Origin of the sequence: uncultured Tessaracoccus sp. (assembly GCF_947255005.1) — a bacterium.
Taxonomy (GTDB): domain Bacteria; phylum Actinomycetota; class Actinomycetes; order Propionibacteriales; family Propionibacteriaceae; genus Arachnia.
This window is the reverse complement of sequence record NZ_CAMYFI010000007.1, coordinates 1-18,134: the sequence shown is the minus strand read 5'-3', so window position 1 is coordinate 18,134 and position 18,134 is coordinate 1. Positions and strand designations below refer to the sequence as shown.

Here is an 18,134-nt window from a genome sequence, read left to right as displayed (position 1 = left end):
GAGCCGCACAGGTCACGTGTGCTCGGGGTGCGCCGATGCGGGTGGCTGAGGGGCAGCGACGCGAACGGCGCCTCCGCTTCGGATGCGCGGCGACGTGTCACTGCGAAGAGAGCCGTACGACGCGCGACTCCCAAGGCTGGAGATCCTGCGACGTGGTGTTCGGGTGAGTGCCGATGAGCAGGTCAGATCCTTCCAGGTTTGGCAACTCTGCGGCAGGAAGCGTCAGCGCTGTTGAGGAGCAGTTTGCGATAACGAGAATCCGCTCTCCATCCAACTCGCGGGTAAACGCCCATAGTTGCGGATGTTCGGCGAGCAGCAGCCGGAATGTTCCCAGTTGCACGGTCCTGTTGGTGTGCCTCAGCTGGATCAATGCCTGGTAATGGCTGAATACCGATGCAGGATCCTCACATTGGGCAGCTGCGTTGATCTCGACATGATTGGGGTTCACGGCTAGCCACGGCTCATGAGTGGTGAATCCTGCGTGAGGTGAGCCGTCCCACTGCATGGGGGTGCGAGCGTTGTCTCGACCCATACTAGCGAGCGAACGCATGATGTCTTCCCTAGGTACGCCTTGCGCAGTGCGATATTCGTACTCGTGCAGCGACTCGACGTCGACGTAGTCACCAATTTCCTTGAACGGGAAATTCGTCATCCCCAGTTCCTCGCCTTGATAGATATACGGCGTTCCCTTGTGCAGGTGCAACACCGTGGCCAGGGTCTTGGCGGAAGCTACGCGGTACTCCTCACCGTCGTCCCCAAAGCGGGATACCACGCGGGGTTGGTCGTGGTTATTGAAGTACAAGGAATTCCAGCCGACGTCAGCTAGGCCGTCCTGCCAATCAGCAAGGTTGCGCTTCAGGTCTGGCAAATGTAAAGGTGCCAAGTCCCACTTGTCACTTCCTACCTGATCCAAGCCCATGTGCTCGAACGTAAACACCATGTTCAGTTCATGTCGTGCGGGGTCAGTGACGTTCCTAGCCACGTCAATGGTGGAATCGGGCATTTCCCCGACGGTCAACAGGTGTAGGCGCGAAAGCCCTACTGCCTCATTCATTTCAGCGAGGAACTCATCGAGTCGTGGTCCGTTTGCGACCTGACGCCAACTGCCTGCTCCTGGCTCAACTGGGCCACCTCGGGTAAGCCCTGCCGGCTTTGAAATCAAGTTGATGACGTCCATACGGAACCCATCAACACCTCGATCGATCCAAAAACGCATGATGTCGTGCACGGCTGCGCGAACGTCTGGATTCTCCCAGTTCAAATCCGGCTGACCTGCGGAGAACATGGCGAAGTAGTACTGGCCGCTTCGTTCGTCATAGTGCCAAGCGTGATTCTCGAACGCAGCTCCAGAATCGTCTGGTTCGGACCCCGGAAGCCCTGGGGTAGTCCCAGGCTTCGCCGGACGCCAGAAGTACCAGTCGCGTCGCGGGGAGTGGGGATCACGAGACTCCCGGAACCAAGGATGCCGGTCCGAGGTGTGATTGACAACAAGATCCATAACAATCTTGATATGTCGGGCGTGTGCTTGCGCGATGAGCTCGTCCATGTCGGCTAATGAGCCAAATGTCGGATCGATATCGCGGTAATCAGAAATATCGTAACCATTGTCAACCATCGGCGACTGATAGACAGGCGACAACCAGATAACATCTACGCCGAGTCTATCCAGGTAATCGAGGCGGCTCGTAATTCCAGGGATATCACCGATTCCATCGCTATTAGAATCCTGGAACGAACGCGGATAGATCTGATAGACGACCGCACTGCGCCACCAATCGGCAGGACGTGTCGCAAAGATGTCTGTGGCATCGGAAGCCATGGTTGGGGCCTTTCGGTAAGCGATGGTTATTACTGGATGAAACGGGTTCCTACTTGATCGCACCTTGTGTGAGTCCGGACATCACCCAACGCTGCGCAAATATGTAAACAATAATGGCTGGCGCCATGGCCATCAAGTAGGAGGAGAACGCAACATTGTAGTTATTGCTAAATTGGTCTTGGAATATGCTGTTCACGACGGGGATGGTCTGCCACTCTGGCTGGGCAATGATGAGCGATGGCATCATGAAATCATTCCAAGAGAACAGGAAGGCGAAGATTCCCACGGTCGCGGCCATCGGGGCGAGAAGCGGGAAAATAAGCCTCCAAAATGTCCTCCAAGTCGAGGCACCGTCCATGCGCATAGATTCTTCGAGGTCGAGCGGGATCGAGCGTATGTATGTGGTGAACAGTAGTGTATTAAACGCCAGGCTGAAAACGATATGAAGCAAGGCGACGCCAACGAAATTATCTAATCCCAAAATGCCAGTCAGTCGCACTTGGGGAAGTGCCACGACAGGAAATGGTATGAACATGGCGGCGAGAAGGTAGTAAAAGGAATATCTGAAGAATTTACGGTGCCAATTACGCACGATGGCGTAGGAGGCCATGGAAGAAATCAGGATCTCCCCGGCCACGGCTAGGAGCGTCACTATCGAAGATATGAGGAAAGCGCGGGGGAAATTGGTGAGCTCCCAGGCCTGACGCAGGCCATCCAGGCTCCACGGCGCCGGAAGCGTGAAGGCTTCCCCGTCGGTGGACTGCGCTGTGGTCTTGAAAGCCATCGTGACCGTCACGTAGAGCGGGACCAGCACCGTCAAGCTTCCCAACACGAGCAGGGCGGTGAGGGGCCAGTTGACGCGTTCTTGTCCGACGCGGCCACGCATGCGTGGCTTCGAAGCTGATGTGGTGGGCAGAATTGCGGTACTCATCGTGCATTGTTCCTTTGCGTGGCCCATAGCTGCACTGCTGCGATGGTGAGGGCAATGATGAAGAAGACGGTTGCGTTGGCCATCTGATAGGCGTAGTCGCCGCCTGCGAAGCCAGTGAAGATGGTGTAGGAGACACTGCGCGTAGCAACGCCTGGCCCACCCTGCGTCATTGCGACGATCTGGTCGTACACCTGAAGAAAGTTTTTGAAACCGACCAGCAAGTTGATGCCGACGTAGCCCATGACCAGTGGGAGCGTAATGTGCACCAGGTTCCTCCAGCCGGTGGCTCCGTCGATAGCGCTAGCTTCATAGACGTCTGCAGGCATGGTGGTAAAGCCAGCGATGTAGATGAGTAACGCGCTCGGAACCGACCCCCAGACTGTGACGATCACGATAGCGAACCATGCCCAATCAGAGTTAGAGAGAAGGCTCGAGCTCAGTGTTTCATTCCCGAGCCAGGCGCCAAGCTTGGGGAGAGAGTTATTGAAGAGGAATTTGAAAACGAAAGAATAGATGATGGCTGAAACCACCATAGGGATAACGTAAATTGCTCGAAGTCCCGTCCGAAACTTGATGCGCGAGGTGAGCGCCAAAGCCAGAAAGAATGCGAGGACGTTGACCAGTATCACCGTGGTGATTGCGAACAGGAACGTGAATCCATAGGAGGAAAGTATATTTGGATCCAGGAACAATGCAATGTAGTTGCGTGGCCCGACCCAGTCGAAATCTCCGAATCCCACTGAGTTAGTGAAGCTCATGACGATGCCTTCAATCGCTGGGTACGTGATGAGCAGGGTGAAGATGAGTAGTGCGGGCAGTAGAAACACCCAGTAGATGGGCTCAACTTTCGCTCTTCTGTTCGCCCGTCTGACTGAGGCGGGGCGAATGTCTTTGGATGCCATGTTGATCTCTCCTTGGTGAGAGGCTAGTCCCGAAACGCGAGTCTGGCCCAGTCGTTATCGAGTTGCTTGAGGGTGGCCTCGGGGTCTGCTCCGAGGACGATGGACTGTAGGTAGTTCTCGTAGGGAATATTGCGCGGGATAAACTGTGAGGCACCCATGTAAAATCGTCCGTGGTCGTAGTACTCGGCCATTCCTACGATGCGTTGATCGGTAGCATCCGGGGCGTCATTAGTGGTGCCAAAACCGAGGAACTGTTCATTATATGGGTGTTGGATGTCAGGGCGCATGAGATATTGCAACAGATCTTTCGCTCCGTCTTGGGTGTCGGACATCTCTGGAATCCATAGCGCGAGATCGATATTCACACGCACCTTGAGATCGTTGGGATCATTCGTGACGGGGAGGGGGAATGTGCCAAGATCTTGATCAGCGTTGCTCTTTTCAAATTCACTAAACGCCCAAGGGCCTTGGAAGATCATCGCGGCCTTGTTCTGAGCGAAGGCAGTGTTGCCGTCACCGTAGGTACGCCCCGCGGCATCGGAATTGGTGAAACGGGTCAAAGCGACCATCTTCTTCACCGGCTCCAACAGCGTACGCTGGAAGGAAACCTCGGAGTCTGGTCCGACGTCTGGACCGATGTGGTTCATCTTTGCGTAGAAATCTGCGACATCCACCATGCCGCCAACCGGGTAGTCAAACCAGCCTTGCGCGACTGTCCACGGATCCATGAACGTGCCGTAGATAGGGGTCACGCCCCGGCCTTGCAATGTTTCGCACACCCCGACGAAGTCGTCCCACCTGCGGGGAACTTCGAGACTGTGTTCGTCGAATATTCGACGGTTGTAAATGACGGAGGCTGCCATGGCCGAATAGGGAATGACGCTCGTGCGATCCTCATACTGTGGATAGGCGTGGGACAGCTGCACGATATTGTCGCGGATTCGAGCGGCCTCAGGTAGATGCGAGAGATCACTGAGTGCTCCACGCTCCATGAAGCGCGCCATCTCGAGGTTGTAGTTGAGCATCCCCAGATCCGGAGGGCTGTGCCGGACGAAACTGGCTGAGAGGTTTGGAGACATGTCGTGGAGGACGTCATAGTCCGACTGGGATGCGGCGAACTGGGCCTGCAGCTTGCGAAAGTAGGGCACTGCCTCTCGCTTGGACAGATAGAACAAGATGGTTCTTCTCGATCCGCTTGAGCAACTCTGGAGTGCTGGGAGGGCAAGAGCGGCGCTAGCTACCCCGAGCGTGCTGAGAAAACCACGTCTCGTTGGGGACCAAGTCTGCCCGGTGGTGTGACGGGTCATGTGTTCCCTCGAATCTTCCTTGATAAAGCCGAACACGTCAATTAATGAGATCGTCAAATCAATCTCTCCTCGATACTATACACACCGCGCGTCACAATGTCAGGAGGTCCCATGGATTTGCTTCGCCAAGTGTGTAGGCGGCCCAGCACCGCAGCCGTGCTGGAGCTTGCCTGGAGTCGTGAAGCTTTCCAGGCCGATGACGTTATTGCGGAACTCGGCCTGACACGCTCTACCGCCTTGCAAGCCGTCGATGCACTGGCTGCGGTGGGTTTGGTTGTAGAAACGGGGCGTGAGACGCACGTTCAGGGGAGACGTGGAAGACCGGCGCGCTCGTTTCGTCTGAATGGCAGCGCTGGTGTGGTGGTAGGCATCGACGCTGGAGGACACACCATCCACGTTAGAGTGACGGATTTGCTCGGCGCCGTCCTCGCCGAGCACAGCATGGCGATCGGTGCGCAGACAGAAGTGATCTGCTTAGACACGAAGACGCGTCGAACAGCTACTCGCCGCGCCTTAGAGCTAGCGTTGCAACGAGCGCATGTGCTTGCAGACGAGGTCGTCTGTCTCGCGCTCGGAGTTCCAGCACCAGTGGACGCACGGGGCGGCTCACCGCGACACCCGGAGGGCTTCTGGAAGGCTATGAACGCTGACTTGGCCGCTCACTTTCAGGGCGATTTTCCGGCAGTGCGTATCGAAAACGACGCGGCATTGGCAGCGATAGCTGAAGCCGCGGTGGGCCAGGCTGGTGGGATACAAAACTTCGTTACGCTCTTGGCAGGATGGCGTCTCGGAGCCGGCGTATATCTAAGTGGCAACCTGGTTCGTGGAGCTCACGGCGGAGTCGGAGAAATGGCAGGTTTGAGCCAGGTTCAGGGGGTGCTGGGAGCGTGGGGCCTCCAGCACATCGCGGCACGTTGGATTCGCTCCAACGTCGAGCCCACTACGCTGGCCGAAGATCACCCATGGCGTCAAGTGATGCAAGGAGCCGCAGACGATGAATACCTCATCGCTCATGCAGATCCGGGTGATCCAACCACTGGGCCACTGCTTGACTATCTTGCCGATCAGATAGCGCGTGTATGCGGTCAGCTTTCGACATCGTATGACCCCGAAATGATCGTATTTTGCGGGTCCCTAGCCAAAGCCCTCGGCGCGGTGCTGCCCCTTGCTCAGCAGCGAATCGGCGAGTTCACGCCTCTGCCTGCGCCTACGTTGCTGTGTTCCACATTTGGCAGTCAGGCAGTTGCGGTTGGCGCAGTCGAAGCGGCTCGAGAAACTGCGAAAGGTTTCGTGCTCGATTGGGCGCTAGCACGGCGCGAGGGAGACATTCGTTTGGGGCAACTAGATGGTTTCTAACTCGCTGAATCCGTCACCAGCTCATGGCTTCGCGGCTCGCTGAAGTTGACAAAGATAGATCAAGTTCGTGACTGGACTACACGCCACGAACTTGATCTATCTTGACCCTCGAACTGACCGAGGGGTTACGCGCCGGTGAGGGTGCGGATTGCGGCGAGGGGCACATCAGCGAGGTGTGGCCGGAAGCGAGCTTCGTACAGCGCCTCGTACACCGCCTTGTCGAGCTCGTAGGCATCCAGCACCGGGTCGGTCCGCACACCGTAGCCGTCGAGGAACGCCTCGCGGCAGGCGTCGAGCCACGCCTCCGGCGCATCGCCTGCGGCCCGCGCGTAGGCGAACGAGCGCAGCATGCCTGCCACGTCACGCAGTGGCGTATCGAGTTCCCGGCGCTCCTCGAGGGACTTCATCGGTTCGCCCTCAAAATCGACGTACTTCCACTCTCCAAGGCTTCGTAGCACCTGGCCGAGATGGCAATCACCGTGCACGCGCTGCGTGTTGATGCGTGCCGCACCGACACGGTCGTACACACCCTGCACCCCATCGCGGAACTCCTCCAACGCAGGCAGTTCTCGCACCGCGGCATCAAACCGCTCGCGAAACGCGTCTGCCTTTGCCACTGAATCCGCAACGCCCGTTGCCAGGTGACTGCGCAGCAGCGCGTGCACCGTCGCCAGGTCTTTACCCAGGCTGTGAGCCTCCGACGAGAATTCGCGGCCGGATCGGGCGGCATCGCAAGCGACGTCGTAGGCGTCCTCGGGATCCTGCAGCGCCTCGACGAGGACGCCCAGTGCGAGATCGTCGTGCGTCCACGTGCCGTGCAGCTCGGGGGCCACCCCGGAACCTCGCAGGGCGCCGAGCAGTTCAGCCTCGATGCCTCCGCCTGGTTCGACACGTCGCAGCACCTTCAACATGGTGGTGTTGTCGAAGAACACATTGGTGTTGGATTGCTCGCCCTTGAAACGCCTTGCAGAGCTGGGTTGGGGGAGAGCGTCGAATAACATGAAACCGCCGTCGTTCCCCTCGAAAGGTGGCCACAGGCTTAATCCTTCGTCGACGGCTTCAACGAGGCCTGGCAACTTCGAATGCAGCACGGGCACGTGGTATGTCTCTGCTGCGCTCGCGGGGTACGCCACCTCGAGTAGCAGCGACTGCACGTCACCTACCGGATCGAGCGAGCGCACCCTGGCGAGCTTGCCGTTGCGACCTCGCCCGCCGAACCAGCGAGCCTGAGCGGTGAGCTCCCACAGAGCCTCCGCAAGCCTCACTGCGAAACCCTCAAAATATGCGCGGGCTGCGACGGGTAGAGTTTCACGAAGTTCGACGCGCCCCAGAGGAACGTCTCACCCGAGAGCTCGTCGGTAACTTCAACCGGCAGATCGGGATCGAGGCCCAGCGCATCGAAATCGAGGTGTAGCTCGGAGACGACGTCGTGGTCGGGATTCAGTGAACATACGGTGAGCACGATGTCGCGGTCATCCATCTTGGAAAACGCAATGATCTCGTCGTGAGGCACATGGTGGAAGTGAATGTCACGCAGTTGCTGCAACGCGGGGTGGTTTTCCCGAATCTCGTTCAGTCGTCCAATGAGTACATTCAGGTTCGGCTGCATCTGGAAATCGCGGGGACGGTATTCGTACTTTTCTGAATCCAGATACTCCTCCCTGCCAGGGGCATTTGCCTCGTGTTCGAAGAGCTCGAACCCGGAATACACTCCCCATGACGGCGATGTCGTAGCGGCAAGAATCGCGCGAATCGAGAACGCCGCCGGGTTACCGGACTGGAGGAAGAAAGGGTTGATATCGGGAGTATTCACAAAGAAATTCGGCCGGTAGTAGGCGGCCATCTCCGTCGAAAGATCCGTCAGGTACTCGGTGAGCTCGTGCTTGGTGTTACGCCAAGTGAAGTAGGTGTACGACTGCTGATACCCCACCTTTCCAAGGGTGGCCATCATCTGCGGACGGGTGAAAGCCTCGGCTAGGAAAATCACTTCGGGATTCGTCTCGTAAATCTCATTCAAGAGCCAGTCCCAGAAATCAATGGGCTTCGTGTGCGGGTTGTCAACACGGAATATAGTGACGCCCTTATCGATCCAGAATCGCAGAATCCTGAGTGCTTCGTGGTAAATGCCCACCGGGTCGTTATCGAAGTTGATGGGGTAAATATCTTGGTATTTCTTGGGCGGATTCTCCGCGTAGGCGATGGTGCCATCCATCCGGGTCGTGAACCATTCAGGATGCTCCGTCACCCACGGGTGATCGGGAGAAGCCTGTAGCGCGAAATCCATCGCCACTTCCAAGTTGAGCTCTTTCGCTCGGGCCATGAACCGATCAAATGCGTCGAAATCACCCAAGTCAGGGTGGATCGCGTCATGTCCACCGTCGGTAGACCCAATCGCCCACGGCGAGCCTGGATCCTCCTCAGTCGCGTCGAGGCTGTTGTTTTTCCCCTTTTTGAACGCCTGACCGATGGGATGAATGGGTGGTAGGTACACCACATGGAAACCCATTGCGGCGGCAGCCTCGAGCCGCTCATGGGAGGAATCCAGCGTGCCCGAATGCCAGTGGCCGCCTTCGTCCTGCCAGGCGCCCTGCGAACGCGGGAAGAACTCGTACCACGACGAGTACAGCGCCCGCCGTCTCTCCACGCGGATGGGGTACTCCTGGGTAGGGGAGATCAGTTCGCGTGGGCCAAACCGGGCCATCGCACGCTGCACAGGACGCGCTGTCACCAGTTCGACGACCTCCGTCGCGGTCGCCTCCGGTTCAGCCATTGACGCCGCGGTGCCGCGCAACAGCTGAGACGCTCCCTCGACGCCCAGGCGCTCCGCATGCTCGGCAGCACGCGTGAGTAGCGCATTGCCCTCCATATGTACGAGCTCGACATCCACGTCGGCAGGCAATTTCTTGGTGGCGTTATGCACCCAGGTGGTCCATGGGTCAGACCAGCCCTCGACACGGTAGGTCCATTCGCCTTCCTCAGCCATGCGCACGTGGGCTTCCCAGATGTCCAAGCCCATCGGCTCGATTTGCTGCATGTCGACGCGGCGCTGACGCCCCGTCGGAGAGGTGAGGATGATAGATGCGGCGACGGCGTCGTGGCCTTCTCGGAACACATTGGCGGTGATGCGGAGCCGTTCATGGACAACTGCCTTGACTGGATAGGCCCCGTTCTCGATGACTGGGGAGACCCCGGTGACGGGAATGCGGCCGAAGCCGCCGGGCGTACGATTGAGGCGCTTGTGGGCATTCACGCTGCCCAGCCTACCCGGATACGCAGCAGTCTGCCGAGGGTTCAGTCCTGCCCGGAGCCCTCGCTTGCTTCCTCACGCCAGCCGGCGAGCTGTTCCGCGGTGTGAGCCACGTCGGCTCGAAACACTGTCACGGACCGCGCCGGCACGGCGTACTCGCCGCCTGCCTGGAGCGGTCCAGACGGGAGTTCGTGGTCGTCGGCACTGCTCCACTGGCATTCGAACGCGCGCCCCATCTCCAGCGCGGGCATGCTGGCTTCGATCGGGTGCCCGTCGGCGTTGAACCAGATGAGGAAGGCGTCGGTGGCGTTGGAGACGTACATACCCAGATGCTTGCGCGACGCATCGTTCCAGGCGCCCGGGCTCATGAGTCGGCCGTCGTGGTCAACCCACGTCAGGTCGATGCGTTCGAGCCCCACACCGAAAGCATCGACGATCTCCTCGTGGTAGCAGTACTCTCGGCGCCGCAGCAGGGGGTTGGCCGTGCGGAGATGAATCAGGCTGCGGATGCGCTGCTGGTTGGTTCGCCACGCGTCGGGGATATCCCAATCCACCCATGACAACGGCGAATCCTGACAATAGGCATTGTTATTGCCCTGCTGGGTGCGACCGAACTCGTCGCCCGCGAGCAGCATGGGCGTGCCGATGGCGAGCAGCTGCGTGGCCATGAGGTTGAGCACCTGGCGACGGCGCAGCGCGTTGATGTCGGCGTCGTCGGTCTCGCCTTCAACGCCGTGGTTCCAGGATCGGTTGTTGTCAGAGCCGTCTCGGTTGCTCTCACCGTTGGCCTGGTTGTGTTTGACGTCGTAGCTCACGACATCGCGGGCCGTGAACCCGTCGTGGGCGGTGACGAAGTTGACGCTGCTCTCCGGGCTGCGACCGGGGCGGTCGAAGAGGTCGGCGGAGCCAGCCAGCCTGGTGGCGAAGCCGCTCACGCCGCCAGCGTGTCCGCGCCAGAAATCGCGGGTCTCATCACGGAACTTGTCGTTCCATTCCCCCCAGCGGTTGCCGAAATTGCCCACCTGGTAGCCGAACGGGCCGATATCCCAGGGCTCGGCGATGAGTTTGATGTCGGACAGCAGCGGGTCGTCGTCGAGTAATGCCCGCATGGGGTGGTCACGCGTGACGTGATGATTCTCGTCGCGAAACAGCGTGGTGGCGAGGTCGAATCGGAAGCCGTCGACGCCCATCTCGTTCACCCAGTAGCGCAGAGAGTCCTGGATGAGTCGCCGCACCATAGGATGCGAGGTGTCGAGGGAGTTGCCGCAACCGGTCACGTCGTAGTCGCTGTGGTGGCCGCGATCCATGCGGTAGTAGTACTGCTGCGCGATACCGCGGAACGACAAACTAGGGCCATCAACCCCGCCTTCGGCGGTGTGGTTGTACACCACGTCGAGCAGCACTTCGATGCCCGCCTCGTGCAGCGTCGACACCATCTGTTTGAAGTGATCCACTTGCGAGCCAGCGAGGCCGTGTGCCTTGTACATCGCGTGCGGGGCGAAAAAGCCGATCGTATTGTAGCCCCAGTAGTTGCGCAACCCCTTGAGCGCAACAAACGGCTCAGAGACAAAGTGCTGGATGGGGAGCAATTCCACGGCGGTGATCCCGAGATCGACAAGGTAGTTCACCACGTCGGGATACGCCAGGCCGAGATAGGACCCGCGCAGATGGTCGGGTACAAACGGATGCAGTTTCGTGAAACCACGCAGGTGCATTTCGTAGATCACTGATTCCGCCAGAGGCTTGCGGTGCGCGATGGGCGCTGGCGGTGGCGTGTCTGCGACGACGACGCCCAACGGCACCGAGCCCAACGAATCGTTCTCATCCATGAGATGGGGCGCATCGTCACGGAAGGCGCGGATATCAGCGCGGAAGTCGACGCCGCCGCTGATGGCGCGCGCGTATGGGTCGAGCAGCACCTTATTGCGGTTGAAACGCTGCCCCCGCTGGGGCTCCCAGGGACCATCGACGCGGAAACCGTAGAGCTGACCTGCGGTCACACCGGGGACGTGTAGGCGCCAAATTCCATCGGCTGCTCGCTGCATACCCAGCAGTGTGGGCTGCGGGTGGTTCGTTACGAGCAACAGCTCAACCTGGGTGGCTTCCGGCGCCCACAGTGAGAACTCGACGCCGTCGTGGATAAACCGTGGCCCGAGGGGAGCTTCGGCATGGACGTCGGACATGAAACCTCCGGGTTGGATGTTGGCAACTCGGCGATTCTGCCAGACTCTTAGTGGAAGAACGAACTACACGACGCTCCCAGCTGGAGGTTTACCGTGGGCATCGCGTATATGGATCACGCCGCCACCTCGCCGATGCGTCCGGAGGCCATCGCAGCGCTGAACGAGCACCTCGACGTGGTGGGAAACCCGTCGGCACTGCACCGTGCCGGGCAGCGTGCCCGTGCCGTGTTAGAGGAATCACGGGAGCAGTTGGCGCACGTGGTCGGCTGCCAGCCTGCCGAAGTGGTTTTCACTTCTGGGGGTTCGGAGGCGGATTCCATGGCAGTGCTCGGCGCCTGGCACACCAGTGGGCGCGATCGCTGCGTCATCTCCGCCATCGAACACGACGCGGTCCTCGGGGCTGTCGAACGCGGCGCCGAGGCCGTTCCGGTCACCGAGGCGGGGGTAGTGGACGTCGAGGCTGCCGAATCCTTGATCGATGCTCACGTCGGCGTGGTGTCGGTGATGATGGTCAACAACGAAACCGGCATCGAGCAACCCGTCGACGCCGTGCGCAGGTTGGCCCTCAAACACGGGGCTTGGGTGCACACCGACGCTGTGCAGGCGCTCGGGCACGTGCCGCTGCACTTCGCCCAGCTGGGCGTCGACATGATGAGCATTTCCGCCCATAAGCTCGGTGGCCCGGTAGGGATCGGTGCCCTGATCGTCCGTCGCAACATCCAACCCACCCCACTCGGTCTCGGTGGTGGGCAAGAGCGGGGCGTTCGTTCCGGGACGGGCATGGTGGCACTAGCGGCGTCCTTTGCCGCGGCCGCGCGGGTGGCCGTCGCACAGCTCGACGAGGAGGCGGCGCGGCTGCGCACCTTTCAAGCCCAGATTGTCGACACGCTCGAAGCGCTCGGCGCGACGGTGAACACAACGCTGGCTCCGCACGCCCCGCATATCGTCAACGTCACGTTCCCGCAGATCAGGGCCGGCGACCTGCTCTTCTTGCTTGACCAGCGCGGTGTGCAGGCGTCGGTGGGAAGCGCCTGCCGCGCGGGTGTGCACCAGCCATCGAAAGTGCTCATGGCCATGGGGCGCAGCGAGGACGAGGCTGCGTCCACGCTGCGATTCTCGCTGGGGTGGAGCACCACCGACGCCGAGGTCGATCTGCTGTGTGATGAGCTGCGCCGCTGCCTGAAGCTCGCCCAGCTCGCCTTCTGACGTCGCGTACAGTGGGGCGCCGGAAGGAGTGAGCATGCGGGTATTGGCAGCGATGAGCGGCGGCGTTGATTCTGCGGTGGCGGCGGCTCGTATGGTGCAGGCCGGCCACGAGGTGACGGGCGTGCACCTCGCGCTCAGCAAGAACCCCGAGAGCTATCGCTCCGGGGCGCGCGGTTGCTGTTCGCTCGAGGATTCCCACGACGCCAGGCGAGTGGCGGACAAGCTGGGCATCGGATTTTACATCTGGGACTTCGCCGAGGAGTTCCACCGCGACGTGGTGGAGGATTTCGTCGCTGAGTACCAATCCGGACGCACCCCGAACCCCTGCCTGCGGTGCAACGAGAAGATCAAATTCGCTGCATTGTTGAACCGCGCCATCCACCTCGGATTCGACGCGGTCGCCACCGGGCACTATGCACGCCTGAGCCGCGACGTAGAGGGTCTCGTCACGCTGCATCGGGCAGCTGACCAGGCAAAAGACCAAAGCTACGTGCTCGGCATGCTGAACCAGGAGCAGCTCGCGCACTGCATCTTTCCCCTGAATGACGTCGAGAAACCCGTCGTGCGCGAGGAAGCTGCCGCGCTGGGGCTCGGCGTGGCGAAGAAACCCGACAGCCACGACATCTGCTTCATCCCCGACGGCGACACGCAGGGCTTTCTGTCGCGCTATCTGGGTGACGAGGCGGGGCCCATTGTCGACGCCGACGGCGCGGTGCTGGGCGAGCACCAAGGCCACCACCGTTACACCGTCGGGCAGCGCAAGGGCCTGAACCTGCGGGTGCCGGCCGCCGACGGCAACCCTCGGTATGTGCTGCGCATCGAACCTGCCTCGAACACCGTCGTCGTCGGCGGGAAGGATGAACTCGCCGTACGGCACGTGCATTGCATCCGCCCTACGTGGACTCTTGCCGCAGTCGACGAGCCGTGGCGCGGCCAGGCGCAATTCCGGGCGCACGGCACCCCCGTTGATGCCTGGTTCCGCCCTACCGAAACCGGCCTCGACGTGGAGTTCGATCAGCCGTCACGTGGCATCGCTCCTGGCCAGACCGTCGTGTCTTACGACGGCGATCGCGTCGTCGGTAGCGCTGTGATTGCGGGCACGAAGCCATGATGATTACCGCAGCCGGTTCGCTGCCCGGCGATGACTTCCGCGGCGCACTCACCGCGATGGCGGAGACGCTACCCGAACTCACCCCCCTGCCGGAACTGCCCGAGCGCGGCGTGGAATCGCAGATGATCGGGCGTGCGTTGGGCCTGATCGACGACCTCAGCTTCGACCTCCAACCAGCTGGTTGGCGTCTCACGAGCCACCCTGATGCCGCCCACCGCAAAGCTCGCGCGCTATGGCGCCGCGACCTCGACGATGTCGAGGAGCTGCTGCAAAACTTCGACGGCGTGCTTAAGGTGGCGGTCGACGGGCCTTGGACGCTCGCATCGACAGTGGAACGTCCGAGAGGAGATCGGCTGCTCGCCGATCACGGCGCCAGGCGCGACGTTGCCCAGGCGTTGCGGGAAGGTGTGAAGCGGTTGGCGTCGAAACTGCGAAGGCGCCTGCCCAGTATGAACATTCGCTGGCAGATTGACGAACCGGCGCTCGTCGCTGTGCGTGAGGGTCGGGTGCCGACCGCGTCGGGGTTTTCCAAGCATCGAAGCGTGGATGCGCCGCAGCTCGCGGAGGCGTTGAAGCCGTTCAACGACTCCATCTTGCACTGCTGCGCGTCAGGGGAGTGGCTCGATGTTGCCACGAGCGCTGGCGTTACGACGATCTACGCCGACGCGACTCTCGTCGGTATTGATGCGCTTGGGCAATGGGTTGACGCCAGCAATTCCGTGGTACTCGGTATCGTCGACACCGCCCGGCGTACTCGCCAGCCGGTGGACGAGCTCGTGCGTGCGGCGAGACGCGTCACTCGGGAACTGGGCGTCGGCGACTGGCTCACCCTCGCACCGGCGTGTGGGCTTGCCGGATGGCATCAGGGCGACGTGATGTGGCAGTTGCACGAGCTGCGTCGCGCAGGCGAGCTGCTCGATCAAGACCGCGGCTGAGCGGCGAGAGCGGTCGGATGCGCCCGTTAGACTCGCACCCATGGCGATCTTCTCCGACCTAAATTTGAGCGGCGACGCGCCGCTGCGCGCCCACCCCGCATTTGGGAAAGGCCCGCAGTGGGTGCACACGACGAAATTCAAACGTACCGTGCGCATCCTGGTGCCCATCATCACTGTGGCGATCGCCGTCGGCGTGTTCTTCCTGGGGCGGATGTTTTACCTCATGCTCACCGGGCAGTGAGGCGCGTGCCTTTCGTTGCTGCGAAGCCCCTAAGATGGGGTGAGTTGGCAGCGGAAGGAGAATCGACGTGGCTGTGACACCCGACGACATCGCGCGGCTCGCAGGGCTCGCGAGGTTGAAACTGAGTGCCGAGGAATGCGCCGAACTCGCACCCGAAATCGACCTGATCTTGGAATCCATGGCGAAAGTAGACGAGGTCTCCGGCGACGACGTCGACGTCACCACGCACGCCGTGCCACGCACCAACATTTTCCGCGACGATGTCGTGCGCCCGAGCCTCACACCAGAGCAGGCGCTGAGCGGCGCCCCTGCTGCCGAGGACGGGCGCTTCCGCGTGCCGGCGATCTTGGGGGAGGAGTGAACATGCTGACCACCAAGACCGCTGCTGACCTCGGCCGAATGATCGCGGGTGGGGAAGCGACCTCCGTCGAAGTCACCACCGCATTCCTCGAGCGCATTGAAGCGCTTAACCCAACGCTGAACGCGTTCCTGCACGTTGACTGCGACGGCGCACTCGCCACGGCTGCCGACATCGACGCGCGCATCGCCGCCGGTGAGAAGCTCGGCCCGCTCGCGGGTGTGCCCATTGCGGTGAAAGACAACTTCTGCACCGTCGATATGCCCACCACCTGTGGCTCCCGCATGCTGGAAGGGTGGACCCCGCCCTACGACGCGACGGTGGTGCAGCGTGTACGTAACGCCGGCCTGGTGATCGTCGGCAAAACCAACATGGACGAGTTCGCGATGGGCTCATCGACAGAGACCTCCGCGTTCGGGCCGAGCCGCAACCCCTGGGATACCGACCGCATCCCTGGCGGGTCGGGCGGCGGCTCGTCGGCTGCGGTGGCAGCGCGGCTCGTGCCGCTCGCGCTCGGCTCGGACACCGGCGGCTCCATCCGGCAGCCCGCGGCGGTGACGGGCACCGTCGGTATCAAACCCACGTATGGCGGCGTCTCCCGCTACGGAGTCGTGGCGATGGCCTCGTCGCTCGACCAGCCCGGCCCCTGCGCGAACACCGCGGAGGATGCCGCGCTGTTGCAAGAGATTATCGGCGGCCTCGACGAGATGGACGCCACCAGCCTCGACCTCAGCACCGACGGGCTCGCCGACGCGGCACGTGCCACGTCCCTCGACGGCCTGCGCGTGGGCATCGTCGAGCAGTTCACCGGCGAGGGATTCCAAGAGGGGGTGCAGGCCAGGTTCGACGAGGCCGTGGCGCTGCTGCAGGATCTGGGCGCGTCGGTAACGACCGTGTCTTGTCCGAAGTTCGACTACGCGATGGCGGCCTACTACCTCATTCAGCCCTCCGAACTGTCGAGCAACCTCGCTCGCTTCGACGGCATGCGTTACGGTTTGCGCGCCGGCGACGACGGCACCCATTCGGCCGAGGAAGTGATGAGCCTCAGCCGCGAGGAGGGGTTCGGCAAGGAAGCGAAGCGGCGCATCATCATCGGCACGTACGCGCTCTCAGCCGGCTACGCCGACCAGTTCTACGGGCAGGCGCAGAAAGTGCGCACGCTGATCATCAAGGATTTCGAGGCGGCCTTCGAGCACTGCGACGTGCTGATCTCCCCGACGACCACCTCCGTCGCGTTCAAGCTCGGAGAGAAAACGGCGGACCCGATCGCGATGTACATGTCCGACCTGTGTACCACGCCGTCGAACCTCGCCGGCAACGCGTCGGCCTCGTTCCCGATCGGTCTCGCCGACGGGCTCCCCGTCGGCATCCAGGTGATTGCCCCGGTGGGGGCTGATTCGCGGCTCTACCAGGTGGGCGGCGCGCTGGAGCAGGCGTTGCAGCGGCGTTGGGGCGGTCCTCTGCTCGACCAGGCACCGCAGCTCGAGACGAAAGGCGCGTGAGATGGACTTTGATTCTGCACTTGAGCTCTTCGATCCGGCCGTCGGCCTCGAGGTGCACGTCGAGTTGAACACCAAGACGAAGATGTTCTGCGGCTGCGCCAACGTCTTTGGCTCCGAGCCCAACACCAACACCTGCCCGGTGTGCCTGGGCCTTCCCGGCGCACTGCCCGGCATCAACGGCAAGGCCGTCGAATCGGCAATCAGGCTGGGACTGGCCCTGAACTGCCAGATCGCCCCTTACAGCCGCATGGCCCGGAAGAACTACTTCTACCCGGACATGACGAAGAACTTCCAGACCAGCCAGTACGACGAACCCATCTGCCACGACGGCTGGGCGGACGTCGAGGTTGAGGGGAAGACCTTCCGCGTAGAGATCGAGCGTGCCCACATGGAGGAGGACGCAGGCAAGTCGACGCACCAGGGTTCGACGGGACGCCTCCAAGGGTCGGAATACTCGCTGCTCGACTACAACCGAGCCGGTGTGCCGCTCATCGAGATCGTCACGCGCCCGATCCTGGGCGCAGGCGAACACGCGCCCGCGGTGGCGCGTGCCTACGTCGCGTACCTCAGGGAGATGGTGAAGGCACTCGACATCTCGGATGCGCGCATGGAGCAGGGCTCGCTTAGGTGCGATGCGAACGTCTCTATCGCTCGGAAGGGCACCGACGAGCTCGGCACCCGCACCGAGACGAAGAACGTGAACTCGCTGCGCTCCATCGAGCGGGCAATCCGTTCCGAGATCGAGCGGCAGGCCGACGTGCTCGAGGCCGGCGAGAGCGTGTTCCAGGAGACGCGGCACTTCGACGAGTCGTCCGGCACCACCAGCTCGGGTAGGCCCAAGTCTGACGCAGACGATTACCGTTACTTCGCCGAACCCGATCTGCTGCCCGTGGCAGCCAGCCCGGAGTGGATCGAGGAGTTGCGCGCGACGCTGCCCGAGCCGCCCGCCCAGCGCCGCGCTCGGTTGCAAGAAGCGTGGGGTTTCTCTGATATCGACTTCGCTGGCATTGTCGGCGCCGGAGCGCTTGACCTCGTC

General features: G+C 61.5%; 15 protein-coding genes. 8 read left to right on the top strand and 7 right to left on the bottom strand.

Annotated features, from left to right (window positions below):
• Positions 1-97: 97 nt before the first annotated feature.
• Genes Q0X61_RS02750 through Q0X61_RS02735 form a run of 4 tightly spaced genes read right to left on the bottom strand, consistent with a single transcriptional unit; the run spans position 98 to position 4,800 of the window.
• Positions 98-1,819 (bottom strand): alpha-glucosidase, encoded by a 1,722-nt coding sequence (locus Q0X61_RS02750; protein ID WP_297740107.1) that lies wholly within the window; start codon positions 1,817-1,819, stop codon positions 98-100.
• Between the two features lie 49 nt (positions 1,820-1,868).
• Entirely contained in the window at positions 1,869-2,750 is an 882-nt protein-coding gene (locus Q0X61_RS02745) for a carbohydrate ABC transporter permease (protein ID WP_297740105.1), read from the bottom strand.
• Positions 2,747-3,652: a carbohydrate ABC transporter permease gene (locus Q0X61_RS02740; protein ID WP_297740103.1), complete on the bottom strand. Its 906-nt coding sequence runs from the start codon at positions 3,650-3,652 to the stop codon at positions 2,747-2,749. The genes Q0X61_RS02745 and Q0X61_RS02740 overlap by 4 nt, the downstream gene beginning before the upstream one ends.
• A 23-nt stretch (positions 3,653-3,675) precedes the next feature.
• A complete protein-coding gene (locus Q0X61_RS02735) occupies positions 3,676-4,800 on the bottom strand; it encodes an ABC transporter substrate-binding protein (protein ID WP_297740101.1) in 1,125 nt (374 codons plus the stop codon).
• A gap of 270 nt (positions 4,801-5,070) precedes the next feature.
• Between Q0X61_RS02735 and Q0X61_RS02730 the strand changes: the two genes are divergently transcribed.
• On the top strand, positions 5,071-6,315 hold the full coding sequence (locus Q0X61_RS02730) for an ROK family transcriptional regulator (protein WP_297740099.1): 1,245 nt from the start codon (positions 5,071-5,073) through the stop codon (positions 6,313-6,315).
• A gap of 125 nt (positions 6,316-6,440) precedes the next feature.
• Here the strand turns inward: Q0X61_RS02730 and Q0X61_RS02725 are convergent, their stop codons facing one another.
• Genes Q0X61_RS02725 through glgX form a run of 3 tightly spaced genes read right to left on the bottom strand, consistent with a single transcriptional unit; the run spans position 6,441 to position 11,745 of the window.
• Positions 6,441-7,580: a phosphotransferase gene (locus tag Q0X61_RS02725; protein WP_297740098.1), complete on the bottom strand. Its 1,140-nt coding sequence runs from the start codon at positions 7,578-7,580 to the stop codon at positions 6,441-6,443.
• A complete protein-coding gene (locus tag Q0X61_RS02720; RefSeq protein ID WP_297740096.1) occupies positions 7,577-9,565 on the bottom strand; it encodes an alpha-1,4-glucan--maltose-1-phosphate maltosyltransferase in 1,989 nt (662 codons plus the stop codon). Before Q0X61_RS02720 ends, Q0X61_RS02725 begins: the two co-directional genes overlap by 4 nt.
• Positions 9,566-9,606: 41 nt before the next feature.
• A complete protein-coding gene (gene glgX, locus Q0X61_RS02715) occupies positions 9,607-11,745 on the bottom strand; it encodes a glycogen debranching protein GlgX (protein ID WP_297740094.1) in 2,139 nt (712 codons plus the stop codon).
• A 93-nt stretch (positions 11,746-11,838) separates the two neighbouring features.
• On the opposite strand from glgX, the gene Q0X61_RS02710 reads away from it, so the two are divergent.
• The 7 genes from Q0X61_RS02710 to gatB form a co-directional block, all read left to right on the top strand.
• Complete coding sequence (locus Q0X61_RS02710; RefSeq protein ID WP_297740092.1) at positions 11,839-12,951, top strand: cysteine desulfurase family protein; 1,113 nt, start codon at positions 11,839-11,841, stop codon at positions 12,949-12,951.
• Positions 12,952-12,985: 34 nt separating this feature from the next.
• Positions 12,986-14,062, top strand: a complete 1,077-nt coding sequence (gene mnmA, locus Q0X61_RS02705) for a tRNA 2-thiouridine(34) synthase MnmA (protein WP_297740090.1) — start codon at positions 12,986-12,988, stop codon at positions 14,060-14,062.
• A complete protein-coding gene (locus tag Q0X61_RS02700; protein WP_297740088.1) occupies positions 14,059-14,997 on the top strand; it encodes a methionine synthase in 939 nt (312 codons plus the stop codon). Before mnmA ends, Q0X61_RS02700 begins: the two co-directional genes overlap by 4 nt.
• 40 nt (positions 14,998-15,037) lie before the next feature.
• Positions 15,038-15,238, top strand: coding sequence for a hypothetical protein (locus Q0X61_RS02695; RefSeq protein WP_297740086.1), 201 nt, complete (start codon positions 15,038-15,040; stop codon positions 15,236-15,238).
• Positions 15,239-15,305: 67 nt separating this feature from the next.
• Positions 15,306-15,599 carry an Asp-tRNA(Asn)/Glu-tRNA(Gln) amidotransferase subunit GatC gene (gene gatC / locus Q0X61_RS02690; RefSeq protein WP_297740084.1) on the top strand — a complete coding sequence of 98 codons (294 nt, stop codon included), beginning with the start codon at positions 15,306-15,308 and terminating at the stop codon, positions 15,597-15,599.
• Positions 15,596-17,098, top strand: a complete 1,503-nt coding sequence (gene gatA / locus Q0X61_RS02685) for an Asp-tRNA(Asn)/Glu-tRNA(Gln) amidotransferase subunit GatA (protein ID WP_297740082.1) — start codon at positions 15,596-15,598, stop codon at positions 17,096-17,098. The genes gatC and gatA overlap by 4 nt, the downstream gene beginning before the upstream one ends.
• A gap of 1 nt (position 17,099) precedes the next feature.
• Positions 17,100-18,134: Asp-tRNA(Asn)/Glu-tRNA(Gln) amidotransferase subunit GatB (gatB, locus tag Q0X61_RS02680; protein WP_297740080.1), on the top strand; the 1,035-nt coding region annotated here is incomplete at its 3' end.